30 protein-coding genes are annotated in these 25,245 nt (G+C 51.5%); 19 read left to right on the top strand and 11 right to left on the bottom strand.

Annotation, left to right across the window (positions count from 1 at the left end):
- The first annotated feature begins 48 nt into the window (after window positions 1-48).
- On the top strand, window positions 49-567 hold the full coding sequence (locus INE92_RS02660) for a dihydrofolate reductase family protein (protein WP_004326099.1): 519 nt from the start codon (window positions 49-51) through the stop codon (window positions 565-567).
- A 97-nt stretch (window positions 568-664) separates the two neighbouring features.
- On the opposite strand, the gene INE92_RS02655 is transcribed toward INE92_RS02660, so the two are convergent.
- Both INE92_RS02655 and INE92_RS02650 read right to left on the bottom strand, forming a co-directional pair.
- Complete coding sequence (locus INE92_RS02655; protein WP_211421290.1) at window positions 665-2,752, bottom strand: type IA DNA topoisomerase; 2,088 nt, start codon at window positions 2,750-2,752, stop codon at window positions 665-667.
- 26 nt (window positions 2,753-2,778) lie between these two features.
- Entirely contained in the window at window positions 2,779-4,101 is a 1,323-nt protein-coding gene (locus INE92_RS02650; RefSeq protein ID WP_211421289.1) for a DUF3945 domain-containing protein, read from the bottom strand.
- Between the two features lie 544 nt (window positions 4,102-4,645).
- On the opposite strand from INE92_RS02650, the gene INE92_RS02645 reads away from it, so the two are divergent.
- Window positions 4,646-5,347: a DUF6088 family protein gene (locus tag INE92_RS02645; protein ID WP_005924175.1), complete on the top strand. Its 702-nt coding sequence runs from the start codon at window positions 4,646-4,648 to the stop codon at window positions 5,345-5,347.
- Between the two features lie 9 nt (window positions 5,348-5,356).
- A complete protein-coding gene (locus INE92_RS02640) occupies window positions 5,357-6,373 on the top strand; it encodes a nucleotidyl transferase AbiEii/AbiGii toxin family protein (protein WP_005924177.1) in 1,017 nt (338 codons plus the stop codon).
- Between the two features lie 43 nt (window positions 6,374-6,416).
- On the opposite strand, the gene mobC is transcribed toward INE92_RS02640, so the two are convergent.
- From mobC to mobA, 3 genes are read right to left on the bottom strand one after another with little or no spacing between them, the layout of a single operon-like run.
- Window positions 6,417-8,426, bottom strand: coding sequence for a conjugal transfer protein MobC (gene mobC, locus INE92_RS02635; RefSeq protein WP_033572569.1), 2,010 nt, complete (start codon window positions 8,424-8,426; stop codon window positions 6,417-6,419).
- A gap of 20 nt (window positions 8,427-8,446) precedes the next feature.
- Window positions 8,447-9,715 carry a conjugal transfer protein MobB gene (gene mobB / locus INE92_RS02630; RefSeq protein ID WP_087879958.1) on the bottom strand — a complete coding sequence of 423 codons (1,269 nt, stop codon included), beginning with the start codon at window positions 9,713-9,715 and terminating at the stop codon, window positions 8,447-8,449.
- Window positions 9,700-10,122, bottom strand: a complete 423-nt coding sequence (gene mobA / locus INE92_RS02625) for a conjugal transfer protein MobA (RefSeq protein WP_007754154.1) — start codon at window positions 10,120-10,122, stop codon at window positions 9,700-9,702. The genes mobB and mobA overlap by 16 nt, the downstream gene beginning before the upstream one ends.
- Window positions 10,123-10,683: 561 nt before the next feature.
- On the opposite strand from mobA, the gene INE92_RS02620 reads away from it, so the two are divergent.
- From INE92_RS02620 to INE92_RS02545, 16 genes are all read left to right on the top strand, one after another.
- A complete protein-coding gene (locus INE92_RS02620) occupies window positions 10,684-11,466 on the top strand; it encodes a ParA family protein (RefSeq protein ID WP_212702060.1) in 783 nt (260 codons plus the stop codon).
- 1 nt (window position 11,467) lies between these two features.
- Entirely contained in the window at window positions 11,468-11,869 is a 402-nt protein-coding gene (locus tag INE92_RS02615) for a DUF3408 domain-containing protein (RefSeq protein ID WP_074857163.1), read from the top strand.
- Between the two features lie 2 nt (window positions 11,870-11,871).
- A complete protein-coding gene (locus INE92_RS02610) occupies window positions 11,872-12,534 on the top strand; it encodes a hypothetical protein (RefSeq protein WP_211421288.1) in 663 nt (220 codons plus the stop codon).
- Between the two features lie 170 nt (window positions 12,535-12,704).
- Complete coding sequence (locus INE92_RS02605; RefSeq protein WP_004308755.1) at window positions 12,705-13,001, top strand: DUF4134 domain-containing protein; 297 nt, start codon at window positions 12,705-12,707, stop codon at window positions 12,999-13,001.
- Window positions 13,002-13,011: 10 nt separating this feature from the next.
- The gene (locus INE92_RS02600; RefSeq protein ID WP_007845738.1) at window positions 13,012-13,347 is read left to right on the top strand and encodes a DUF4133 domain-containing protein; all 336 of its coding nucleotides are present in this window, start codon (window positions 13,012-13,014) and stop codon (window positions 13,345-13,347) included.
- Window positions 13,344-15,857 (top strand): TraG family conjugative transposon ATPase, encoded by a 2,514-nt coding sequence (locus INE92_RS02595; RefSeq protein WP_211421287.1) that lies wholly within the window; start codon window positions 13,344-13,346, stop codon window positions 15,855-15,857. Before INE92_RS02600 ends, INE92_RS02595 begins: the two co-directional genes overlap by 4 nt.
- Before the next feature lie 11 nt (window positions 15,858-15,868).
- Window positions 15,869-16,219 carry a DUF3876 domain-containing protein gene (locus INE92_RS02590; RefSeq protein WP_004326111.1) on the top strand — a complete coding sequence of 117 codons (351 nt, stop codon included), beginning with the start codon at window positions 15,869-15,871 and terminating at the stop codon, window positions 16,217-16,219.
- Window positions 16,219-16,845, top strand: coding sequence for a DUF4141 domain-containing protein (locus INE92_RS02585; RefSeq protein WP_008648479.1), 627 nt, complete (start codon window positions 16,219-16,221; stop codon window positions 16,843-16,845). The genes INE92_RS02590 and INE92_RS02585 overlap by 1 nt, the downstream gene beginning before the upstream one ends.
- Before the next feature lie 19 nt (window positions 16,846-16,864).
- Entirely contained in the window at window positions 16,865-17,860 is a 996-nt protein-coding gene (gene traJ, locus INE92_RS02580; protein ID WP_211421286.1) for a conjugative transposon protein TraJ, read from the top strand.
- A gap of 20 nt (window positions 17,861-17,880) precedes the next feature.
- Window positions 17,881-18,504, top strand: a complete 624-nt coding sequence (gene traK, locus INE92_RS02575) for a conjugative transposon protein TraK (RefSeq protein WP_004308760.1) — start codon at window positions 17,881-17,883, stop codon at window positions 18,502-18,504.
- A 4-nt stretch (window positions 18,505-18,508) separates the two neighbouring features.
- Window positions 18,509-18,805, top strand: a complete 297-nt coding sequence (locus INE92_RS02570) for a TraL conjugative transposon family protein (protein ID WP_005924209.1) — start codon at window positions 18,509-18,511, stop codon at window positions 18,803-18,805.
- Entirely contained in the window at window positions 18,783-20,114 is a 1,332-nt protein-coding gene (gene traM / locus INE92_RS02565) for a conjugative transposon protein TraM (protein ID WP_211421285.1), read from the top strand. Before INE92_RS02570 ends, traM begins: the two co-directional genes overlap by 23 nt.
- 33 nt (window positions 20,115-20,147) lie before the next feature.
- On the top strand, window positions 20,148-21,083 hold the full coding sequence (gene traN / locus INE92_RS02560; protein ID WP_007845745.1) for a conjugative transposon protein TraN: 936 nt from the start codon (window positions 20,148-20,150) through the stop codon (window positions 21,081-21,083).
- Window positions 21,084-21,086: 3 nt separating this feature from the next.
- Window positions 21,087-21,668, top strand: coding sequence for a conjugal transfer protein TraO (locus INE92_RS02555; protein WP_211421284.1), 582 nt, complete (start codon window positions 21,087-21,089; stop codon window positions 21,666-21,668).
- A gap of 13 nt (window positions 21,669-21,681) precedes the next feature.
- Window positions 21,682-22,140: a DUF3872 domain-containing protein gene (locus INE92_RS02550; RefSeq protein WP_118220970.1), complete on the top strand. Its 459-nt coding sequence runs from the start codon at window positions 21,682-21,684 to the stop codon at window positions 22,138-22,140.
- A 12-nt stretch (window positions 22,141-22,152) separates the two neighbouring features.
- Entirely contained in the window at window positions 22,153-22,473 is a 321-nt protein-coding gene (locus INE92_RS02545) for a hypothetical protein (RefSeq protein ID WP_004327301.1), read from the top strand.
- Here the strand turns inward: INE92_RS02545 and INE92_RS02540 are convergent.
- The 6 genes from INE92_RS02540 to INE92_RS02515 form a co-directional block, all read right to left on the bottom strand.
- Window positions 22,458-22,622, bottom strand: coding sequence for a hypothetical protein (locus INE92_RS02540; protein ID WP_008648486.1), 165 nt, complete (start codon window positions 22,620-22,622; stop codon window positions 22,458-22,460). The two genes, INE92_RS02545 and INE92_RS02540, sit on opposite strands and share 16 nt — an antisense overlap.
- Window positions 22,623-22,676: 54 nt before the next feature.
- Window positions 22,677-23,159, bottom strand: a complete 483-nt coding sequence (locus tag INE92_RS02535; RefSeq protein WP_004308768.1) for a DUF7258 domain-containing protein — start codon at window positions 23,157-23,159, stop codon at window positions 22,677-22,679.
- Window positions 23,160-23,170: 11 nt separating this feature from the next.
- Window positions 23,171-23,392: a DUF3873 domain-containing protein gene (locus INE92_RS02530; RefSeq protein WP_005924228.1), complete on the bottom strand. Its 222-nt coding sequence runs from the start codon at window positions 23,390-23,392 to the stop codon at window positions 23,171-23,173.
- A gap of 76 nt (window positions 23,393-23,468) precedes the next feature.
- Window positions 23,469-24,002: an antirestriction protein ArdA gene (locus INE92_RS02525; protein ID WP_004329650.1), complete on the bottom strand. Its 534-nt coding sequence runs from the start codon at window positions 24,000-24,002 to the stop codon at window positions 23,469-23,471.
- A 290-nt stretch (window positions 24,003-24,292) separates the two neighbouring features.
- Complete coding sequence (locus INE92_RS02520; RefSeq protein WP_081443384.1) at window positions 24,293-24,493, bottom strand: hypothetical protein; 201 nt, start codon at window positions 24,491-24,493, stop codon at window positions 24,293-24,295.
- Between the two features lie 142 nt (window positions 24,494-24,635).
- Window positions 24,636-25,166 carry an ORF6N domain-containing protein gene (locus tag INE92_RS02515; RefSeq protein ID WP_070751237.1) on the bottom strand — a complete coding sequence of 177 codons (531 nt, stop codon included), beginning with the start codon at window positions 25,164-25,166 and terminating at the stop codon, window positions 24,636-24,638.
- Window positions 25,167-25,245: the final 79 nt, after the last annotated feature.

Below are 25,245 nucleotides of genomic sequence, written 5' to 3'. Positions count from 1 at the left end.
TAACGTGCCAAGACAGTAGGGATTTATATCACTTTAATACCTGATAATATGGAACAAATCAAAGCGCACATCGCCGTATCGCTGGACGGGCATACCGCCACGCCGGACTATGAACTGGACTGGATGCCCCGTGAGGTCAAGGAACTGGCGGCAAGGGAACACGCCGCCGCAAGCTGCCTGCTTATGGGGGCGAACACCTACAACTACATCTTTGAACACTGGGGCGGGTGGCCGCACAAAAGCAAACGGTCTTTTGTGGTGTCACACTACGACACCAACGTTACACCGGACTGCGGGGTGGAGTTCCTGACCGAAGAACCGCTGCAAAGGGTTTATGAACTGAAACAGGAAACCGACATGCTGGTGGTGGGTGGCGGCAAGCTGCTTACTTCATTGATTAAAGCCGGACTGCTGGACAGCCTGACAATCTACACCGTCCCGGTCATGGCGGGCAAAGGCATCGGTTTTGTCGGGGAAACATCCGGCTCGCTGTGGAAGCTCTCGGAAAGCAGGGTGCTGGATAACGGGGTGGTCTGTTCGACCTACCTGTTTGGCGGGAACATATAAAAAATGCGCCCGGTTTCCCTCCGGGCGCAACCACTAAAATTTCAATTATTATAAGCTGTAAAACCTATCACAATGAAATTTCAGCGGCAAAGATAGGCTATTTCTTCGGTTTCGCTTTCTTTTCGGGGAATGAAAAACCGACATTGAACTGCTCGTCCAGTACCAGCGAAGCATCGAAAGCCTTGCCGTTCTTGCCCTTGAAGCCCTTGATTAACCCGGTCTTGCGTTTCGTCACCAGCTCGACAATCTGCTTGTCGGAAAGCTGCTTGTCGCACTTGTTGCGGAATATGGTAAGCGTGCAGTCCACGTTGGAACACTTCGCCACTTTCGGGTAGAACAGGATGCGCCCGCTGCCGCATTTCGGGCAGGGGCAGGTTTCACCAGTAGCGACAGATAGCTGCACCGATAGCAGTTCTGCGGTGATTTGCGTTGCGTACACCTCGATGCCCTTCCGGAACGTGTCGGCATCCATGCTGCCCGCTTCTATCTTGGCAAGGGCGGTTTCCCACATGCCCGTCATTTCGACATCGGCAATCTTCTTGTCCTTGACTATCTTGTAAACGGCAAGCCCCTTGTCGGTAGGCACAAGGTTCTTCTTCTCACGCACGATGTACTGGCGGGCGAACAGCGTTTCGATAATCGCCGCACGGGTGGCGGGCGTGCCTATCCCGGCATCTTTCAGGCTGGCTTTCAGTTCGGCATCTTCCAGTTCCCTGCCTGCGTTCTCCATTGCCGCCAACAGGCTGCTTTCCGTGTGCAGCGGTTTCGGCTTGGTCTGCTTTTCGAGCAGATCCACGCCGGAGAGTGGCAAATATTCTCCCTCTTGGAGTGGCGGCAGGCTGGCGGCTTCTTCATCCCCGCCCGTTTCCTGCTCGCCGAACACGGCACGCCACCCGGCTTCTTTCATCACAGACCCTTTCACCGTGAAGTCGGTATCTCCCCCTGACAGCAAGGCGGTGGTAACGTCTTTCACGCACTTGCCCGAAAAGGCTTCCAGCATACGCCCGGCTACCAGCTCGTAAACCGCCCGCTCGTCTTTGGAAAGTTCGCCGGGCAGGTTCTCGGTAATGATTAAGGCGTGGTGGTCGGTCACTTTGCCGTCATTCACGCTGCGGCGGTTCAGGGGTGTGCCGTCCAGCCCGGCGGCATACCCGGCAAAGCGGGGGTATTGCCCTAACAGGGCGACACGTTCCGGCATTTCATCGAAAACGTCCTCCGGAATATAGCGGCTTCCGGTTCTTGGGTAGGACATCACTTTCTTTTCATACAGGCTTTGCGCTATGGAAAGCGTCTTGTCAGCCGAGAAGTTCAACTTCGTGTTCGCTTCCTTTTGCAGCGTGGTAAGGTCGTACAAAAGCAGCGGTTCTTGGCAGGCTTCTTTCCTCTCAACGGATTTAACCACAAGTTGCCCGGCATCCTTTACCCGTTGCAGGACGGCTATGGCTTCGGGCTGCTGTTCCCACTTGGCGGTCGATTGGGCGGTAAAATTTATTCCCCCGCTGGCGGTCGCCGCTTTGAGTTGCCAAAACTTGGCGGGTACGAAATTCTTGTTCTCCAAATAGCGGCTGCATATCATCACGAGCGTGGGTGTCTGCACCCTGCCCAGCGAGAACACCCCCTGCCCGGCGGCAACGCTCAACGCTTGGGTGGCGTTTATCCCTATCAGCCAGTCCGCTTCGCTGCGGGACTTGGCAGAGAGGTAGAGGTTATCGTAACGCTCTCCCGGCTGCAAGTTATCCAGCCCCTCACGGATTGCCTTGTCGGTAAGGCTACTTATCCACAGGCGCACAAATGGTTTCCGGCAGTTCAGGTAATGGAAGATATAGCGGAAGATTAACTCACCCTCACGCCCGGCATCGGTGGCGACAATAATCCGGTCGCACCGGTCGAACACTTCCTTTATCACTTTCAACTGTTTCAGCACGCCGGGGTCTGCCTTGTAGCCTTTCTCCGCTTTCACCTGACGGGGGATTAGCTGGAAATCGGGCGGCAGTATGGGCAGGCTCTCCCTGCGGAAGTTCGCCACGCCGTAGGCTTCCGGCATGGCAAGCTGGATTAAGTGGCCGAACGCCCATGCCACCATATACCCGTTGCCGGAAAGATAACCGTCATTACGTCCGGTCGCACCGATGATGCGGGCGATGTCCTTTGCCACGCTGGGCTTTTCTGCTATCAATGCAATCATAATTCTTTACTTTTTAATGGTGGATATTACATTTTCATTCCTCTGGACTTCTTGGGCTTGTCAGCTTTCAGGCTCTTGTCCTGCACTTTCTCCTGCTTCTCTTTCTGCTTGGCGGTGGGCTTGTCCTGACCCTGTTTCAACGGCTCTTTGCCCTGCTTGGTGGCTTCGTTGGTCTTGCCCCCCGAATTGACCGCTACCTGCGTCCGGCTCTCGGCGGCGGGGGTAACGTCTTTCGGCTGCACCTTGTCGGGGGATTTGCCCTGTGCGCCGGGCTGCACATGACCGTTGAACTCAACGCCCTTACCGTCCTTTAGCCCGGCGACCTGCTGCTCTGCGGGCTGCTGTCCCTGCTGCAAGAACTGGACGGCGGCACGGGGCAGGAACTCCAAGCCACGCTCCACCGCACTGACCTGCAAATAGGCACTGCGCTGCGTGCCGTCTCTGAATTGCAGGTTTTCCATTTTCACCGCTTGCCCGGCTTCAAAGGCGGCTTTCTGTTCCGGGCTGACTTGCACGTTACAGATTGTATCGGGGCATTTCCACTTGTCAGCCCGCATATACTCCAGTTCGTGCGTGTACCTGTCCCGGCTGACGAACACGGGGATTTGCTCGCCGCTTTTCGGGTCTTTGATTTCAGCGATGCCGCCCAAGTTGCCAGTGCCTTGCAAGTTGCCCTGTTCCTGCTTGGTGAACTCGTGTTCATGGAACGGGCGTTGTAACAGTTTCTCGTCCTGCTGCATGCCGTGTAGCTTGGGTACTACCGTGCCGTCCTTTGCCTGATAGAAAGAGAGCTTGACATCGGTAGGTTTGAGGTAGAAGCCGCCCACCGTCCCCGAAACGGTGTAGGTGTTGCGGGACTTGTAGCCACGCATCACCCGGTCGAAGTCCCTCGTGTTTTTCAGGGTGTCGGCGGTGATGCCGACTTTTTTCAGGTTCTCCCAGTCGATTTTTGACGGGTCGAAGCGGTAGCCCTGCTTGAACTCGTGGAAGTCGGGCTTCGGAACTCGAAGCATTTCAGCCCGCTTGTCACCCTCCGGTGTAGGGTTGCGGTGGTTGTCCTCGATTGCCTTTGCGTCCTGCTCCGCTTCGGAAGCCTTGACGCTGAACAGTTCCAGCCCGGAAGTGTCCTGATACTTGCGGTAGAAGTTGGAAATGAAGTTGCTGAACACATCGCTGTTCTTGTCCACCTGCATGAACTCGCCGCCGTGTCCGGTAGTGGGTGGCACGGTCTGCAAATTGCCGTCCTTGTCGATACCCTTAACGGCACTCACCTTTCCCTGCTGTTTATCCAAGACCAGCAGCACGTCTTTTTCCTGCCCCTCTGCGGGTGGGGTCATTCTGTTTGCCATAAATAATTGGAATTTTAGTGGTTACGGGAATAGTCCCGCCCAAAGGTAGCGACTAAATATGCTATATTTGGACGGGCGGCAAGGACTGTCCGAATTTGTCCTGCGCTGTCTGAAATTGTCCGGTCGGGGTAAATCTCCAACTGACGGTTGGAGAATTGAAAAGGGCATAAAAAAAGAGAGCGAAGTTAATCACTCTCTTGGGGTGAGCCATTTATGAGCCATTTAATTATAGGTCTTATACCTTATAATCAACGACTTATTAAAATTTGCATTATGCTTGCGAGCCATTTGTGAAGCGTTTATGAAACGTTTGCTATTTTATCAATAGGCTAATAATGAGCCACATATCAAAATTAACACTGAAATACAGCTTATTTTTGGAACGTTTGTGAAGCGTTTGGCAAGCCTTTGATTGAGTTTCCGTTATTCTCCTATTATCAGGTGACACGACAAAAAGAAAACATCTTCGGCAAAATCTTTGTTATGTTTTTGCAGGTGATTACATAATATACTATCTTTGCATATAGAAACAAAGGACATAAATATGGCTTCATTCAGAAAAGAGATACTTGGGCAGATTGAACGGATAGATACCGGGCGTATATTCACGTTCCGGGATTTGTCGTTTGAAACGGAAAAGACCGCCAATGTTGCGGTGCTACTTTCCGAACAGAGCCGCAAAGGGGTACTGGTACGGGTTGAAAAGGGGGCGTACTACCGTCCCAAGAAATCAGTGCTGGGACTGGGAAAGCTGCCTGTCTATCAGGATGAACAGTTCCGCTACCTGACTGAAAAACTGAACGGCTATATCACTGGTGCTTACGTCTATAACAAAATGGGGCTGACCGAACAGGTAGCCACAACCATAACGATAGCCACTCCTAACCCGGTTCGCCGTTTCCGTTTCAAGAACTTGGATATAGAGTGCGTGAAAGCCTACTGCATGGTCTATCCGGATGAAAGCCTTGTCCCATACTTGCGGCTGCTCGATGCGATAAAGGACATGAAGCGCATACCCGGAACAACCGGGCAGGACATCTACAACCGGGTCAAAAGCCAATATTTCAACGGGTACAGCCTGCCGGAACTGGAAAAAATCGTATCTTTGGCGAAAAGTTACCCGCCACGTGTCAGAAAGGTGGTGGCGGACATACTGGGCGACATCAGACAAACCGTGTTGCAAACGGAAATGGCAAAGACCATTCTTCCCACGACACGGTTCAACTTGGATTATAAAACGGCATAGGACAGAAATATGAATTTACATTCGGACAAGGAAGCGTTCAAGGAAATCATCGCACTGGCGGCTGAACATTTCGGCTACGAGCAGTCGCACGTGGAAAAGGATTACTGGGTATCGAAGATACTGCGGGATATTTCCATGTCCGAATATGCGGATAAGACCTACTTCAAAGGCGGGACTTCACTTTCCAAAGCCTACGGGCTGATAGAACGTTTCTCGGAAGATTTGGACTTGTTCGTGTTCACGGGTGACAAAGGTGCGTCCAAGCAGGCTGAAAAGACATTGAACAAGAAACTTTCCAAATACATAGCCGAACTTAACAGTGACATATACAAGGAAGATTTGTCGGAAACGGGCGGTAATTACCGCAAACTGTATTTCTCGTATGACAATGTATTTCAAGGCGTGGGACTTAAAGAGCATTTGGAAGTAGAGATAAAATCCTGTGACCTGCCGGACAAAAAACTGATGTTCTACCCGGCGGACAAGCGGGTTATCAAACCGATTGTGACCGCCTTTCTTGAAAGCATCGGGCAAGAGGAACTGATAAGCACCTACGGGCTGGGAAGTTTTGAAACGCAGTGTATCAACCCCCGAAAGACTATCTGCGACAAGGTTTCAAGGCTGGTAAAGCTGTCTTACAATGAGGATGCAGCCGCACTGTTGGCAAAGCATATCCGTGACGTTTACGACTTGTCGGCACTCTACCACAATCAGGAATATAACGATTACCTACATTCGGAAGATTTCTTGGATGCCATGTACCGGGTGACGATAGAGGACGGACTAAATAAAAACTCCCGTTCGCACTTGTCGCTGGCTGATGCTCCGATATTCAAGGATGCCGAAGCGGTCATGGCGTTGCCCGAAGTGGCTACGGCGTACACTGCCGATTTGAAGAAACTGACTTTCGACAAAAGCAAGATGCCGCCGATAGGCAAGGCTGTGGAAGCATTGAAGAACCTGCACGAAATATTAGTGCGTTTTGAAGCCTACCGCACCAAAAAGCAAAATGAAGAACAACCGTAAAGCTACATCGGCTGTTCTTCACTCCATACATTATTATATACAGCTATTCTTCCTCCTTAATCAAGTGGCATAGCTCCGGGTCGTTCTTAATCCGGGTTATCTCGTCCTCGACTATCTGCCGGACTTCCTGACGGATGCGGTCATAGTTGGCTTGTATCTCCTCCTGCATCCGGTCGTTGCCGTCCTTGTCGGTGAAGTCGATTATCTGCGGCAACTTCACGTAACGGGCGGTTTCCCGCTTCACCTTTTCATTGTCCACCACGATTTCGCAGTGGAAAATCTTCTGCTCTATCCGTTCATCGAAGTTGTCCGCCACAGCCCCCACGAACATACCTTGCGTGAGGTTGGATATTTTGCTGGCGGGTATCAGGCTGTCCATTTGGGTGCTTATCGAGGTGGACTTCTCCCGCTGGTTGATTGTCATGCTCTGCCGTTTCTGCAACACCTTTCCGAAACGCTCCGACAGTATTTTTGCCGTTTCACCGACCACCTGACCGCTGAACACGTTGCCCACAGTATTTTGTATCACCCGGCTTTCCTTGTCCCCGTAGTCACGGGTAAGCTGGCTGTAATCCTGAAAGCCTAACAGAACCGCTACCTTGTTGCTTCGTGCGGTTGCAATCAGATTGTCAAGCCCTCGAAAATAAATCGTTGGCAGCTCGTCTATAATCACCGAACTTTTAAGCTGACCTTTCTTGTTTATCAGCTTCACGATACGGGAATTATATAATCCCAGTGCTGCCGAATAGATATTCTGACGGTCGGGGTTGTTACCGACAACCAGTATTTTAGGCTCTTGGGGATTATTTATATCCAGTGAAAAATCATCGCCCGTCATTACCCAGTAAAGAGCGGGTGAAATCATCCTTGAAAGCGGGATTTTCGCACTTGCTATTTGACCCTGCAACTGCTCTTGAGCGTCTGATTCCCAAGCATCCACGAACGGGGAAAGGTAGTTTTCCAGTTCGGGATAACTGCGCAAAATAGTGAATACATCGGCGTATTTCTTGTTCAATAGTTCAATGGCATGGGGGAACGTGCAATACCTGCCGCCCTGATAAATGCGCAAGTACCAAATAATGGCTGCAAGCAGGATAATCGGGCTTTCCACGAAGAAATCGCCCTGCTTGCTTATCCAAGAGCGGTTAAGGTTAAGCATAATCGTGTAGCTGGCTTCGTAGGCATCCGCAATGTCCGACATGAAGCTGGCGTTTATCGGGTTGCATCGGTGGCTCTTGCGTGGGTCGTCAAAATTGATAATGTAGAATTTAGGCTTTACCTTATACCCGTCCAAGTGGTTAAGCAAATGATTATAAGCGATTTCCGATAAATCGGGAAACTTATAATCATAGCAGTAAAGCGCAAAACCTTTCTCGATTTGCTGTTTTATGTAACTGTTTACCACCGCATACGATTTGCCACTACCCGGCGTACCCAACACAAGGCTGGCACGGAACGGGTTCACGACATTTATCCAGCCGTTATTCCATTTCTTCTTATAGTAGAACCGGGTAGGCAGATTTACGGAATACTCGTTCTCGATAAGCCTTGTTTCCTGCTGGAAACTTTCGTTCTCTGTATTAAAGACATCATCCATTAGGTTGTTCTTCAACAGCCGGGACATCCATGTACCCGCCATGAGCATACAGATATAGCCCGCCGACAGCGTGGCGATATAAAACACAGTGTCCGCCGTGTGTGGCAGCGGAAGTTCCAGCAGCCACCAGTTCAGGAAAAACAACACGACACCCGCCGCAAGGCTGCAATGTATCTTCGCCCACGTTATCTTTTCCTCTTTCACGCCCTTAGTGCCGATGCACGACAGGGCGAGGAACACCACCGCAAAAAGTTTTGTCCAAAGGACGGACGAGAACAGCCCGGTGGTGCGCTGGAAATTCCACAGTATCTTGTCTATCACCTCAAACGTCACTCCCCATTCTTTCAGGGTGGAGTAACAGAACCAGTACACGTTTATTCCCACGAATAGAATACTGACAGCCCGCATAAAGTCCATGACCCGTGCAAGCCCTCTCAAATCATCTTCCTGTTGCATGATTGTAATGTTTTTTCAAGTTAGTCGATGCGCCTTGTGCGCTTCTTTTTCTTCTTTCTCTTTTGGCGGGCGGTGTCCTGCGGCTCGTCACCGCCTGATGCACCGCCGCCCAGCAATCCACCGAAAGCACCCAGCACAGAAGCCACGCCCGGAACGATGTCGGATTTCGGCATGAACCCCGGTTGTTCCTGATGCGTGGGCTGGTCTTGCTGCGGTGCTGACACTTCGGGCTGGTGCATCTTTCCGGTTTCGCCCGAAAAACGTTCGTTGAACACGTTCGCCGAATACTCCTTGCCCAAGCGTGAACCGTTCAGCACCACCCGGCTGTCGTGGTCGATGAACGTAACGCCGTAGATGCGCCCGCTGTCATTCTGACGGAATACCACGTCAATGCCCTGCTTCTTTAGCTGTTGTTCCAGTTCTTTGCGGCTGCGGGCGGTCTGCATGGCAGTGGCTACAATCTTCCGGGTGCGTTCTTTCAGTTTCCCGTTCTTGATTGCTTCGCCCGATTTCTCCATTCTGCGCTGCACCGCTTCATAACCCACCGACTTGCCGATGCGGGAAGCCTTTACCGGATTGCCTGTCTTTTCGCCCTTGTCGTTCATGGCGGAATAGACAATGCCCTGATAGGGCTTGCCGTTTATCTCGCCCTTGACTTCCTCGGCGCACACGTTGTAAGAGGCAAGCAAAGCCTTGTACTCCCCGAACGACTGAAAACGATAGCCATAGCAAGCCGCTTTCACGGTATTGCCGATTTGGTGCTTCACATCCCCGGCGGCATAGTCCACCTTTTTAAGTTCCGGGCGTTCGGCACGTTCCTTTCGCTCTGCCGGGTGCAGCCCGTATTTCTTTTCCAGTTCACGGGTGATTTGCTTGCTGCGCCGATGCTCGAACTTGTCATTCAGCGGCTTGCCGTTCTCGTCCACCCGCAACCCCACGATGTGGATGTGGTGGCGGTCGATGTCGGTATGCTTGTACACCAAATAGGGCTGGTCGCCATAGCCCAACTTCCGCATATACTCTTTGGCGATGTCGGAAAGCTGCTGGTCTGTCAGCACGTCTTCCGGGTGCGGGTTTATGGAAATATGAAGTATCGGCTTCTTGGTGGATAGCTGGACGGGCATCTGCATTTCAAAGCTGCGCATACACTCGCCGATAGAGAAATTCCCGTCCTCGCTCAACAGCATCCGGTTGGAGAAAAGCACCTTTGCTTCCCCGCTGTCCACCTTGTTTTGGTTGTACGCCAGTGCGCCGAACATATTGCCGCCCGTGCTTATTTTGGCAACCATAGTTCCTTGCACTCGTTTGTCAGGTCGATAACCTGACGGTTCAACATCGCCAGTTCGGTGGTCGCTTTCTCCAGTTTATAGAGAAAAGCCAGTGTCTTTTTCTCCGAAAAGTTGTTGTGCAACGCCTTTACAACTTGGTTGTAATTGACCGCCACGGCTCTGAATTGTGCATAAAATTCGGTCAGCCGGGCACAATATTCTACTGCCGACTTGTCCACTTTCACCACCCGGAACGGCTCGCCGAACAGCCGGGCGGCGATGAAACGGGACTTGCTCGTGACGCCCGACTGCTCCCATTGCGAGAGGAAGCGGGCGTTCTCCCGGTCGTTCAGGTAAAGGACATGGCGATGCTTCGCCGGGTCTGCGAGGGCGGGGCGACCGCCCTTGTTAGGTTTTCTTGTTTCCATGCTTCTTTGGATTAAAAAAATTACGACTTCGGAGTGATTTTTACCCCCGCAAGGGGCAAGGCGTTTTCAGGCACGGAAAACGGTTTTGTAGCATACAAAACACACCTTGCTATTTTCTGACGAAAATCGAAATCCGTCACGGACGGATTGGGGTTAGCGTGGAACGGTAAGCCCTGCGTTCACCAGCCCGGTTTTACACCTCCGCCCCCGGCGGTTCGTTACTCCGCTGCAAAGTAACGGTGATTTATAATGCTGTAAAATAGGTGGTTGGTGGACAAATCGGGACAGCGCAGGACAAATCGGGACAAGGTTTTCAGGGGATGTTTTTTCTCCCTTTTTTTGCATCGGATTTCAAGATTGAAAGCAAGATTGAAAGAAATATTCCAATCAGGAAAGAATGATTGAAAGCAGGATTTCAATAAAACGTGATTGCAGGATTTCAATATTTCAAGAAAGAATGAAAGCAGGAAAACAAGATTGAAATAAAACAATCTTTCAATATTTCAAGATTGCAATATGGAATGAATGATTGAAAGCAATAAACAAATCTATCAACCAATAATGAACGGAAGCAATATGGAAAACGAGAAAACACCCCTTTATGTCGCCTTTTCCACCCAAAAGGGCGGGGTCGGCAAAACCACCTTTACCGTGCTGGCGGCGAGTTACCTCTATTACCTCAAAGGCTACGATGTGGCGGTGGTCGATTGCGACTACCCGCAACACTCCATTGCCGGGATGCGCAAGCGGGATGCCGAGCAGGTCGGGGCGGATGAAGATTACAAGCGAATGGCGTATGAGCAGTTCACCCGGCTGGGGAAGAAAGCCTACCCGGTATTGTGCAGTTCACCTGAAAAGGCGATTGCAACGGCTGACGAACATATAGCCACCGGACACGTGCCGGATATAGTGTTTTTCGACCTGCCCGGCACGGTGAACAGCGAGGGCGTGATAAACTCCCTTGCGGGCATGGACTACATTTTCACCCCCATTTCAGCCGACAAGGTGGTGCTGGAAAGCAGCCTGTCGTTCGCAATGGCTATCCAAAAGCTATTAGTGAAGAATGAAGCCTGCCGACTTGCCGGGCTGTACCTCTTTTGGAACATGGTGGACGGTAGGGAGAAAACAGACCTTTACACCGCCTACGACAAGACCATTAAGGAACTGGAACTGCCGCTGATGAAAACCTTTATCCCCGATACCAAACGCTACAAAAAGGAACTGGTGGCGGATAAAAAGGCGGTGTTCCGCTCCACGCTCTTTCCCGCCAGCCGCCCGCTGGTAAGGGGAAGCAACTTGGAAGAACTGATAACCGAAATAGTGTACTACATCAAATTAAAATGATATGGCAAAGCAAAGCGGCGGGATGCCGAAGATAGACGAGGATTTCATGAAAGAGCTTATCTCGCAGGGTGTTCCCAGTAAACAAGATAATAATAAGACGAATGATGTACCGCAAGAAACACAAACAGAAACGGTGCAAGTAGAGAAACCGACACCCCGCAAGCGCAAGGGCGGTTCGGGCGACTACCGGGAAACCTACTTTCAGAAAGTGGAACTGGCAGACCGACAGCCCTTATACGTGAGCCGTACCACGCACGAGAAGCTGATGCGTATCGTGACGGTGATAGGCGGGCGCAAGGTGACGGTAAGCAGCTACGTGGAAAACATTCTGCTGCGGCACTTCGAGCAGTACCAAGACGAGATAAACACCCTGTACGAAAGCCACTTCCAAAAGCCTGTCTGACTATGATAATCTATTGCATACTTACCGGGCTTTTGGTGTACTATATCGCCCTATGGCTGTGGTATCGCTACACGGACAGCCGGACATCAACGGGCAGAACGGATGATGCGCCACTCCCACGAAACGAGGTTTCGGGCTACACGCTGATAGGTGAAAGCCGATACAAGGGCGGACTAATCGGGACAGCGCAGGACAAATCGGGACACCTCCCGCAAGCGGCTGAAAATGATACTATTTTTGCGCCGCAGGCTGACGGACTGCCGGAAGAAAACATTCCGGAAGCAGCAGCCGAAGCGGAAGAAACGCCCGGTTACGAGAATGACGAACCCGACTACGAGGACGAGGAAATAGCCGGGTACATGGACGGTGACGATGATACCGGGCGAGCTACGGGCGTGAGCTTCGATGAACTGGGCGAAGCGGTACGCACGGCGAACGCCGACAACCCCACCGAAGCGGAGAAACGGCAAACCGCCGGGACACTGGCAAGCATTGAGGGGACGAACCTCTACGATGCGGTGGTGGAGAACATCAACGGCGGGCTGGCAAAGGTGGCGGAACTGCTGGGACGCAACGAAGCGGAACTGGCTACGGCTGCTGTCCCTGCCGGAACTGGCGATACAAGCGAGGAACACGAAGCGTTCGACATGAACGATTTCCTATAATATAATAATGTATAAGCCTGACAGCATGAAACAACGGGATTACGGTTGATTGGCAACCTGAAAACCAAACAGACAAACGGGACTATCCCCGACCACTAAAATTTCAAATTATTCACCAGCCGGGAAAGGCGGACTATCCACCCGCCGCCCGGCATTAAAAACAAATCACAATGAGAAAGAAAATCTTCTTGTCGGCGGCTATACTTGCCGCCGTGGTAAGTGCCTACGCACAAGGAAACGGGCAGGCGGGCATCACCGAAGCCACGAACCTAATCACCGGGTATTTCGACCCCGGAACAAAACTGGTGTATGCAATCGGGGCGGTCTGCGGCTTGATTGGCGGGGTAAAAGTATATAACAAGTTTTCAAGCGGCGACCCCGACACCTCAAAGACCGCCGCCAGTTGGTTCGGGGCGTGCATCTTCCTGATTGTCGCCGCCACTATCCTGCGTTCGTTCTTCCTCTAAACCAGCGGCAATGTCTGAATATCCGGTAAACAGGGGTATCGGGAAGCCAGTGGAGTTCAAGGGGCTGAAAAGCCAGTACCTCTTTATCTTTTGCGGCGGCTTGCTCGCCGTCTTCGTGGTGTTCATCGTCCTGTTCATGGCAGGCGTGAACCAGTGGCTATGTATCGGGTTCATCGTGTCGGCTTCGCTGCTGCTCGTGTGGCAGACGTTCCGGCTCAACGCCAAGTACGGCACGCACGGGCTGATGAAAGCTGCCGCACGCAAAAGACACCCACGCTTCATTATCAGCCGAAAGGCGATACCCCGGCTGTTCAACTACAAAAGAAGAAAGGAAGAAAGAACATGAGGAATATGTTAAAGGCTACCACGCTGGAAAGGAAATTTCCCCTTTTGGCGGTGGAGAACGGCTGCATCATATCAAAGGATGCAGACCTGACGGTGGCTTTCAGGGTGGAACTGCCCGAACTGTTCACCGTCACCAGTGCCGAGTACGAAGCTATACATTCGGCGTGGTACAAGGCGGTCAAGGTGCTGCCCGACTACTCCATAGTACACAAGCAGGACTTCTTCATCAAGGAGAACTACCAGCCCGACACCGAAAGGGACGAGCTTAGTTTTTTAAGCCGCTCCTTTGAACGGCACTTCAATGAACGCCCGTTCCTGAACCATTACTGCTACCTGTTCCTGACGAAAACGACAAGGGAGAGAAGCCGCCGACAGAGCGACTTCTCCACCCTCTGCCGGGGCAGGATTGTACCGCAGGAGATAGCCGACAAGGAAGCGGCGGCAAAGTTCATCGAAGCGGTCGGGCAGTTTGAAAGGATTATGAACGACAGCGGTTTTGTCACCCTTACCCGGCTGGCGGCATCGGAAATCACCGGGCAGGACGGAAAGGCGGGCATCATCGAGAAATACTTCTCGCTCTCGCAAACCGACACTACTTGCCTGAAAGACATCGGGCTGTACCCGGAAGAAATGCGGGTCGGGGACGATATACTGTGCCTGCACACGCTTTCGGACGTGGAAGATTTGCCCGGAAAGGTCGGGACGGACTGCCGATTTGAGAAGCTGTCCACAGACAGAAGCGATTGCAGGTTAAGTTTTGCCGCCCCGGTGGGCGTGCTGTTGTCGTGTAACCACGTCTATAACCAGTTCATCTTCATAGACGACCACGCCGAAAACCTGAAGAACTTCGAGCAGACCGCCCGGAATATGCAATCGCTCTCCCGCTACTCCCGTGCCAACCAAGTGAACAAGGAGTGGATAGACGAGTACCTGAACGAAGCGCATAGCAAGGGGCTTATCTCGGTGCGCTGCCACTGCAACGTCATGGCATGGAGTGACGATAGGGACGAACTCAAACGCATACGCAACGATGTGGGAAGCCAGCTTGCACTAATGGAGTGCAAGCCACGCCACAACACCACCGACACGCCCACGCTCTTTTGGGCGGGCATACCCGGCAACGAGGCGGACTTCCCCGCAGAGGAAAGTTTCTACACGTTCTTGGGGCAGGCTCTCTGTCTGTTCGTGGAAGAAACGAACTACAAGAGTTCGCTTTCGCCCTTCGGCATCAAAATGGTGGACAGGGTAAGCGGTCGCCCGCTGCACATCGACATATCGGATTTGCCCATGAAGAAAGGCATCACGACCAACAGAAACAAGTTCATACTTGGGCCGAGCGGGTCGGGTAAGTCCTTCTTCACCAACCACATGGTGCGCCAGTATTACGAGCAGGGTGCGCACGTGCTGCTGGTCGATACGGGTAACAGTTACTTGGGGCTGTCCCGGCTTATCCACAACCGCACGCACGGCGAGGACGGGATTTATTTCACCTACACCAACGAGAACCCGATAGCGTTCAACCCGTTCTATGTCGAGGACGGAGTATTTGACATCGAGAAGAAAGAGAGTATTAAGACCCTGATACTCACCCTGTGGAAGCGGGATGATGAAGCCCCCAAACGGTCGGAAGAAGTGGCGTTATCCAATGCGGTAAGTGCCTATATCGACCTGATAGGCAAAGACAGTTCGGTAACGCCCTGCTTCAACACGTTCTACGAGTTTGTCCGGGATGATTACCGCCGACAGCTTGAACAGAAGAACGTCAGGGAAAAGGATTTTGACATTGACAATTTCCTGAACGTGCTTGAACCGTACTATCGTGGCGGTGAGTACGACTACCTGCTGAACTCCGACAAGGAGCTGGATTTGCTGCATAAACGCTTCATTGTCTTTGAATTGGATAATATCAAAGACCACAAGATTTTATTCCCGGTAACGACTATCATCATCATGGAAGCCTTTATAAACAAGATGCGCAAGTTAAAGGGGATAAGGAAGTTAATACTAATTGAGGAAGCGTGGAAAGCGATTGCATCGGCGAACATGGCGGGCTACGTAAAATATTTATACAAGACCGTCCGAAAGTATTTCGGGGAAGCGATTGTAGTCACGCAAGAGGTAGAGGATATTATTTCTTCCCCTATCGTGAAAGAAAGTATCATCAATAACTCGGACTGCAAAATATTGTTAGACCAGCGAAAATATCTCAACAAGTTCGACAGCATACAGAACCTCTTGGGACTGACCGACAAGGAGCGTTCGCAGATATTGTCTATCAACATGGCGAACCACCCCAGACGGAAGTACAAGGAAGTTTTCTTCTCGCTGGGCGGCACACAATCGGCGGTATATGCCACGGAAGTTTCATTGGAAGAATATTACACGTACACGACCGAGGAAAGCGAGAAAATGGAACTGTTCGCCCTCGCCGACAAGCTGGGCGGCAACCTTGAACTGGCTATCAAGCGGCTTGCAGAAAGCAAAAGAAATCCCCAATCATCAACAACTTAAAAATTAGGAACATGAAATGGATTGATAATCTGATATACACGCTATTGTCCGCCTGCCTGCTGGCGGGCTGCGAGGACAGCGGAAGCAAGGAGCTGGAAAGGATGCAGGGCTATTGGGTACACGTCAGGGGACACCCGGCTTTCACACTCTCGGAAACGGGCGGCAGATACACCGTCACCCGGAAAGCGAATGTCAGGGGCAGAATACTGGAAACGGCTTACCCGGTAACAGAACGGAACGGCTGCCTGTTCATCGAAACGGGCTTCCGCATACAGTTCACCTATGACAAAAAGACCGACCGGATAACGCTCATGCCCGGCGGCGAATACAAACGAGTTACAAACCCTGAAAACAAAAGATAATGAAAAGAACAATTCTCCTTATGGCGGTGTGCCTTTGCTTCATCGGCAAGGCATCCGCACAGTGGGTGGTGTCAGACCCCGGCAACTTGGCGCAGGGCATCATCAACACCACCAAGCAGATAGTGCAGACTTCCACCACTGCCAAGAACACGCTGGACGGCTTCATGGAAGCGCAGAAGATTTTCCAGCAGGGTAAAAAATATTACGATGCGCTCAAAGCGGTACACGATGTTGTCAAGGGCGGCATCAAGGTGAAGAAGTCCATTGAGCTGGTGGCGGAAATATCCGAAATCTACGTGCGAAACTATCAGAACATGCTGGCAGACCCGAACTACACGCCGGATGAACTCACCGCCATTTCAGCCGGGTACGCCAAGCTGCTCTCCGAAAGTGCGGACGTGTTGCAGGACTTGAAGAATGTAGTGAACGTGACGGGCATGTCGCTGACGGATGCCGAAAGGCTGGCGGTAATCAACAACGCCTATAAAAGCCTGCTCAACTACCGCAACCTCGTGAACTACTACACCCGAAAGAACATATCCGTGTCCTACCTGCGGGCGAAGAAGAAGAACGACACCGACCGGGTGCTGGCTCTCTACGGCTCGGCGGATGAACGCTACTGGTAACATATAAATCGGTATGCCTATGTTATTAGCAGCGGTGGATTTTGACAACCTGCACCAAGTGTTGCGGGTGCTGTACGATGAAATGATGCCCTTGTGCAGCAACATGACGGGGGTAGCCAAAGGGATAGCCGGGCTGGGAGCTTTGTTCTATGTAGCCGCCAAAGTGTGGCAGTCGCTCGCAAGGGCGGAAGCCATAGACGTGTACCCGCTCCTGCGCCCTTTTGCGCTGGGGCTGTGCATCATGTTCTTTCCCACGTTCGTGCTGGGCACTATCAACACGGTATTGTCGCCAGTGGTGAAAGGGTGCAACCAGCTTATGGAAACGCAGACTTTCGACATGAACGAGTACCGGGCGCAGAAAGACCGACTGGAATATGAAGCCCTGATGCGAAGCCCCGAAACGGCTTACCTCGCATCGGACGAGGAATTTGACCGACAACTGGAAGAACTGGGCTGGTCGCCCTCCGACATGGTGACTATGACGGGCATGTACATGGACAGGACGGCTTATAATATAAAGAAGTCCGTCCGGGACTGGTTCAGGGAGTTATTGGAAATGCTCTTTCAGGCGGCGGGGCTGATTATAGACACGCTGCGCACGTTCTTCCTAATCGTGTTAAGCATACTGGGTCCGCTGGCGTTTGCGATTTCCGTCTATGACGGTTTCCAAAGCACGCTGACCCGGTGGATTTCACGCTATATCTCCATTTACCTGTGGCTACCCGTGTCGGACTTGTTCAGCAGCGTGCTGGCACGCATACAAACCCTGATGCTCCAAAAAGACATCGAGCAGCTTTCAGACCCGGATTTCATCCCGGACGGGAGCAGCACCGTGTATATAATCTTTATGATTATCGGCATCGTGGGCTACTTCACCATTCCAACGGTGGCAAGCTGGATAGTGTCGGCTGGCGGTACGTCTGCCTATAACCGCAACGTGGCACGGGCCGGGTCAATCGCCGGGGCTGCGGTCGGTGCGGCAAGCGGGAAAGTAACCGGGAAACTACTCAAATAACCAACATCAAAATTTAGTATATGGAATTTAAGTCATTAACGAACATCGAAACGAGTTTCCGGCAAATCCGGCTCTTTGCGCTGGTATTCATCTGCCTGTGCGCACTGGTGACGGGCTTTGCCGTGTGGAATTCGTACAGCTTCGCCGAAAAGCAGCGGCAGAAGATATACGTCCTCGACAACGGCAAAAGCCTGATGCTGGCACTCTCGCAGGACATGGCACAGAACAGACCCGTGGAAGCGAAGTCGCACGTGCGGCGTTTCCACGAACTTTTCTTCACCTTATCACCCGAAAAGGGGGCTATCGAAAGCAACATCAAACGCTCGTTGTTTCTCGCCGACAAGACCGCTTTCAACTATTACAAGGACTTGGCGGAAAAGGGCTACTACAACCGGGTGATTTCCGGAAACGTCACGCAGACGGTGGAGATTGACAGCGTGAAGTGCGACTTCGACCAGTACCCCTACAAGGTGAACACGTATGCCCGCCAGTTGATTGTCCGGGAAAGCAGCCTGACGGTGCGAAGCCTTGTGACCTCGTGCCGGTTGCTTAACGCCACACGGAGCGACAACAACCCGCACGGCTTCATCATCGAAGCGTTCACCATTACCGAGAACAAGGATTTGCAGACCATTAAAAGATAGCCTTATGGAGAGAAAACGAAACCACATCGAAAAGGTGCGGGACTGGGCGGACGACCGCCTGCGCCGAATGTGCGGACGGATTACGCCGGGCAAAAGGCTGGCGGTTATCCTCCTGATGTTCTTCTTTTTCGGCGGCTTGTCTATCTACATCACCGTTTCATCAATCTACAATATCGGGAAACGGGACGGGCAAAGGCTGCAAATAGAACACATCAGACAACTGCCGTTGCACGGCAATGACACAACCAAAAGTATCAACCCGTTAAACAGACCGCAATATGGAAGAAGTACAGAAGAATGAGAACGGCACGACCGCACCGCAGGCGGACGGGAAGCCGAAAAAGGAAGATAAACCCAAACGGGAACTTACCCCGCAGCAGGTGCAGCAGCGCAGGAAAATGATAGTCTTCCCGCTGATGTTCCTTGCCTTTGCAGGGTGCATGTACCTGATATTCGCACCCTCCGGCAAAGAGGACGTGAATGTGGAAAGCGTGGGCGGCTTCAATGCCGACATACCCCTGCCCGCAGAGGACGGGATTATAGCCGACAAGCAAAAGGCTTACGAGCAGGCGGTGACAAACCGCAAACAGCAGGACAAGATACAATCCTTGCAGGACTTCGGTTTCACGCTGGACGATGATACGGAAGAACCACAAGAGGAAATCAATCTGATGCCGGAAGAAGATCCGAAGCCACAAAGGGGCGGCGGTGCTTCTTCAAGGGCGGCTTACCGGGACATCAACCGCCAGTTAAGCACGTTCTACGAAACGCCCCCTGTGGACGAGGAAAAAGAGGAATTGAAACGGCAGGTGGCGGAACTGACCGACCGACTGAAACAGCAGCAGAACGCCACGCCTACGGCTGACGACCAAATGGCACTCTTGGAAAAATCCTACGAGCTGGCGGCAAAGTACATGAACGGGCAGGACGGACAAAGGGGACAGATTGCCCAAATACCGACAGCCGGGCAGAACGGTGGCGGTATCGGCACTCCGACTATTCCGGTGCAGGCTATCCGGGAAACGACCGTTTCGGGATTGCAGCAGCCCATGAGCGATGCCGACTTCATCCGGGCTTACAGCCAGCCACGAAACTACGGCTTCAACACGGCGGTAGGCACGGGGTACGCTATGGGAAAGAACACGGTAGCCGCCTGCATACACCAAGACCAAACGCTGGTGGACGGGCAGGCGGTGAAACTACGGCTGCTCGAACCCATGCAGGCGGGAAATATCGTTGTGCCGAAGAATACCCTTGTGGCGGGGACGGCAAAGGTGCAGGGCGAACGGCTCGACATACTGGTGTCCTCGATTGAGTACGCTGGCAACATCATCCCGGTGGAACTCGCCGTGTTCGACACGGACGGGCAAAAGGGGCTTTCCGTCCCGTCCTCTATGGAGCAGGAAGCGTTCAACGAAGCTATGGCGAATATCGGAAGCGGGCTGGGTACAAGCATTTCCTTTGCCCAAAGTGCCGGGCAGCAGGTGGCTATGGACGTGACAAGGGGATTGCTGCAAGGAACGTCCGGCTACCTCGCCAAGAAGTTCCGAACCGTGAAAGTGAAGCTGAAAGCAGGCTATAAAGTCATGCTGTATGCCAAACAACAATAACCATTTTATCAACCGTTAAAATTTCAATTAGCAATGAAACAGATTTTTGGATTGTTCGCCCTCTTGCTGGGCGTGTGTGCGGCAAACGCACAAACCGCTGACACCGTGAAGTATGCGGCTGGCAACGACTTGTACCGGGGGATTACCCGGAAACTCCCGTACCGCCAAATGGTTACGCCCTACGGCGTGGAAGTGACCTTTGCCAAGACGGTGCATATCATCTTCCCCGCCGCCGTCCGCTATGTCGATTTGGGAAGCAACCACATCATAGCGGGCAAGGCGGACGGTGCGGAGAACGTAATCAGGGTGAAAGCCACGACAGAGGGCTTTCCGGGAGAAACGAACTTCTCCGTTATCTGCGAGGACGGCAGTTTCTTTTCGTTCAACGCCAAGTACGCCCGTGAACCGGAAATGCTCAACATCGAAATGAAGGACTTCTTGGAGAATGAAGATACGTCCGACTTCTCGCATACCCGGATGAACATCCATTTCCGGGAACTGGCGGGTGAAAGCCCGCTATTAGTGAAGCTGATAATGCAGAGCATCTACAAGAACAATGACCGGAAAGTGCGCCACTTGGGTAGCAAGCGTTTCGGCATACAGTTCTTAATCAAGGGGATTTACACATATAACGGGATGCTCTACGTGCACACGCAGACAAAGAACAGTTCCAACGTGCCTTTCGACACGGACTTCATCAGGTTTAAGATAACCGATAAAAAAGTGCCCAAACGCACGGCTATTCAGGAAACGGTACTGGATGCGGTACGCAGCTACAACGAGGTGATAGAGATTGCCGGGAAATCGACCGTGCGCACGGTGTACGCCCTGCCGAAGTTTACCATTCCTGACGACAAGCTGCTGGTCGTGGAACTCTACGAAAAGAACGGCGGGCGGCATCAGACCATACGGGTGGAAAACGCCGACATCGTGAACGCAGAAGTGATTGACGAACTCAAAATCAAATAGGGAATGAAAAGACACATCTTTATAATGATGCTCTTTGCGCTGTGCCTGACCTCGTTTCAGGCACACGCACAAAGATACCTGCCGGGCATGAAAGGCTTGCAGGTCACGGCGGGCATGACGGACGGGGTGCATTGGAACGCTGGCAGTGATTTCGCCTACCACATCGGGGCGGCGTACAGCGTTTACACCAAGAACGCCAACCGCTGGGTGATTGGCGGCGAATACCTGCACAAGAAGTATGACTACAAGGATATGAGAATACCAGTCGAACAGTTCACCGCAGAGGGTGGCTATTACCTGAAATTCCTATCGGACAGACGAAAGACCTTTTTCCTTTCATTGGGCTTGTCGGCTCTCGCTGGGTACGAAACAAGCAACCGAAGCGAAAAGCTGCTGCCGGACGGCTCTACCTTGCTGGATAAGGACTGCTTCATTTACGGCGGTGCGCTGACGCTGGAACTGGAAACCTACCTGACCGACCGGGTGGCTCTGCTGTTGAACGCAAGGGAACGGGCGTTGTTCGGCTCGGACATAGGCAAGTTCCACACGCAGGTATCTTTGGGACTGAAATTCATTATCAACTGACCGCTATATAATAATGTATATGAAGAATGTAATGTATAAAATCATCATGGGCTGCTGCATCGTGGCCGCCCTCGTGCTTGTCACCGCCTGTAATGACAACTTGGATATTCAGCAGGCGTACCCGTTCAGCATCGAAACACTGCCAGTACCCAAAAGGCTGAAAGTCGGGGAAACCGCCGAAATACGCTGCCGACTGGTGCGTGGCGGCTATTACCAGCCGACTACCTATCAGATACGGTATTTCCAGCCGGACGGCAAAGGAAAGCTGGAAATGGATAACGGCACGGTGTTCCTGCCCAACGACCTTTACCCGCTGGAGAAAGAAACGTTCAGGCTCTACTACACCTCGGCATCGACCGACCAGCAGACGATTGACATTTATATCATCGACAGCTTCGGGCAGATGCAGCAACTTACACTATCATTTAATAATGACAACAGCGAAGAAGGAACGGAAACAATAACCCCCTAATAACAAAACGACATGGTAAAAATAGAATTGGATATAGAAGGCATCTCGTGGTACATAGAAACCACGTTGGAAACAGATACAGTTCCGGCAGTAGGTGACATCATCATTGTGGACAAGGACTGTATTTCCGAACGTGACAGTGCTGAATTATGGAAAACGCCGTCCAATCAGGTTTTCAAATGGGCGGACGAAGAAGACGATGCGCCCGTAATGGTATGGTTCGATTGCGAAACGGAAATGCTTGTCACTAAGCGGACATGGAAATATGACATCGAGGAAGAAGAAACCGTGTGCATACTTGGTGTAAAATTTATTCACTATGAGGATTTATAGTTGCGACATCCGTTTTTATCATCCTCTTGGGAAACCGGGTATGGAATGATACGCAAAGCGTAAATATCGGGCAGACAGCCCGCCGGGAAGCATCGGCGGGCTGTTTCCATGATAGGGAAAACGAAAGGCTTCTTTGTTACTTTCTTCACCCGCTGGCAGGCTCACGGAAGAAAGTAACGGCGGCAAGCAGCCGCCGTCCTCTATCAACTGGTTTTAAGGCTCTTTATGGACGTGTATTTCTCTAACCACACCTTTACCTGCTCCATGTTATATTCGCCCGTGATGATTGCCGTATGGTCGTCTATGGCTACAAACCGGACACTTTCATAGCTGTTTACCCAGCCTTGCAGGGAACAGACGCCCCACGTTTCCACATCTGCAAAAACACTGCGGTCTATCCGGCTGATTGGCTCGCCGAAAACTACCGTCATTATCTGAAAGTCCGGTTTGTCCTCCAACAGTTGCAAATGATGCAGCGTGCCGAACTCGTCTATTTTGCGCCCCCACGCCCACACATCATTATACAAATCATCGCCCCACTGGTGCGGGTGGTCGAAACGGACTTTTACCTCTATGGTGTGTTCGTTTTCTTCTGTGTCCTCGATAACGCCCGTTACCATTAAGCCCGTAAAAATACACTCGCAACGCCTGCCGATAAGCTCCTTGTTTACTTCTGTCGTTTTCATGTCCCTGAAATTTACTTGTTTATTACTCCGTTCTTCTTCGCTACCCATTCGTCACGCCTGCGGCGGCACTCGTCCAGCGTTTTGGCTACCGTGCTGAAAAGTTCGCCGTCCGTGTGGCGGTAGTCATATTGATAATAAATTTGTCCCCTGAAAGCCCCTAAACGGCATTTCACGAACTTTTCTTCTCCCGGTGTTTGGGTGATGCTTACCCCGTTTTTGTTAAGTGACTGCATGATGTCTTATTTTTTATGGTTATAAACTTGGTTGTTTTAAGCGGGCAGGGCTTTGACACCCCGCCCGGATTGGTTGTTATGCCGCCCGGAACACAAAGCCGTCATCAAACCAGTAATCGCACATGAACAGGTCACGGGCAAACTGTTTGTAATCGAAATAGGTCTTTGCGAACTCCGGCAGGTCGTAACATTCCTCTACAATTTCATAGGCGAAATCTTCTTCATCGTCATATTCCCCTTGATATTCATCCCGGAAATCACGTACAAGGTCGTCCGCATCTTCCTCGCCCAAATCATGGCTTTTATAGTTGCACCACACGAAAAAGGCTTCCTGCTCGGTGTCGCTCAAATCCTCCACCGCATCACGCAGGGCGAAGAAGTTTTCAGAAATCCAGCTTTCGTCGATTAAGCCCTCCGGCACGTTCTCCCAGTCCTGAAACATGTATTCCGCATCTTCCTCGTCCTTGTGAAGTTCCCGGCAGGCTTCATAAAATTCTTCCTTGTCCGAATAGTCCGAAAGGTCGAGCCATGCGCCGGACAATGAACCGTTGTTGTACTTGGCATAAGTGCCTACATAAACTTTTGCTTCCGATAATACCTTTGCTTCCATATTGCTGTAATTTTTAAGTTTTTAATTTTATGCGGATTTGAGAGGTGAGGGAGTTGAAGTTTCACTGAACTTTTTTCCTGTTTCCCGTAAATCCGACTTTTTTTTTATGCGTCTTCCGGTCGGGTCGGTCGTTTTCGTTTCACATAGGCGTAAAAGGGTAGTGTTTAGAGTTTGCAAGGTTTTGGGCAAAAAATACCTCGCAAGGCAGGGAAGATTTTTTCGCCAAACCGGAACGGCTCGACCTTGCAAAATCGTGAAGAACACGTAACTACCTTTGCCTATTGAAATGATTAAAACGACTGTCCCGGCTGGGGGACTGCGTAAGAGGAAGATTTACAGATAGGGAAACCGGGGAAAAGTGCCTGTTCTCTTTCATCTTTTAGGGAACACTCCATGCGGGCGGGAAAGGCAAGGGTGTTGTGAGCTTGCTTGCAATACGCTTGTGCGGGTTTCCAACGGCTCTTTTCACGGAATACAGTCAGCCATGCCACGCACGGCTGGCGTTTCGGGGAATGTGCCAGTTGGAAAAGGATATAAAAAATGCGGGTAGTCGGTGGACTGCCCGCAAGGTGGAAGAATGTACTTCATTGGGATATAGTTTGTTAGGCGGAATTTCGTTACCGAAATCGTTACCTATTCGTTTTTGTCACGGTTATAGGTAACGAAACCTACCGGACGGCGTTCTTTCTGTTGTTTCGACTGGCTCAAAAGCTGGGTAAGGGCTTGGTACAGTTCGTTGAACTGCGCATCGGTGCTTACCTCCAGTTCCTCGATGCGCCTTGACAGTTCCTCGTAACCGATTGCCATTTGGCGCATGAGGACGAAAGCCCGCATGATTGAAATGTTTACTTCTATGGCTACTTTGGAGCGGAGAACCGAAGAAAGCATGGCTACGCCCTGCTCGGTGAAAGCCATAGGCATAGCAACGCCGAAGTTGTAAGCAGGGGGTATCACATTTTGTGATACCCCTATGGATAACAGCAAGTTAGCTTCCTCTTGGGTGAGTACAAACATAAAATCACCCGGAAAACGCTCGATATTGCGCTTGACCGCCTGCTTCAAGGCTCGTGTTTCCACTTGGTAGAGTTCTGCCAAATGATAATCGAGCATCACCCGGCAACCTCTGACCTCAAAAATCTTGTTTTGGATAATCTGCAAATCCATAATCGTATATTTTAGGAGATTTAGCAATGTTGGAATAATAGTAAGGACTGGTCACAATTTGTGACCAGTTCCCAATAAT

It is taken from the genome of Bacteroides xylanisolvens (assembly GCF_018289135.1).
Lineage (GTDB): Bacteria > Bacteroidota > Bacteroidia > Bacteroidales > Bacteroidaceae > Bacteroides > Bacteroides xylanisolvens.
This window is presented reverse-complemented; position numbering and strand designations above follow the sequence as displayed.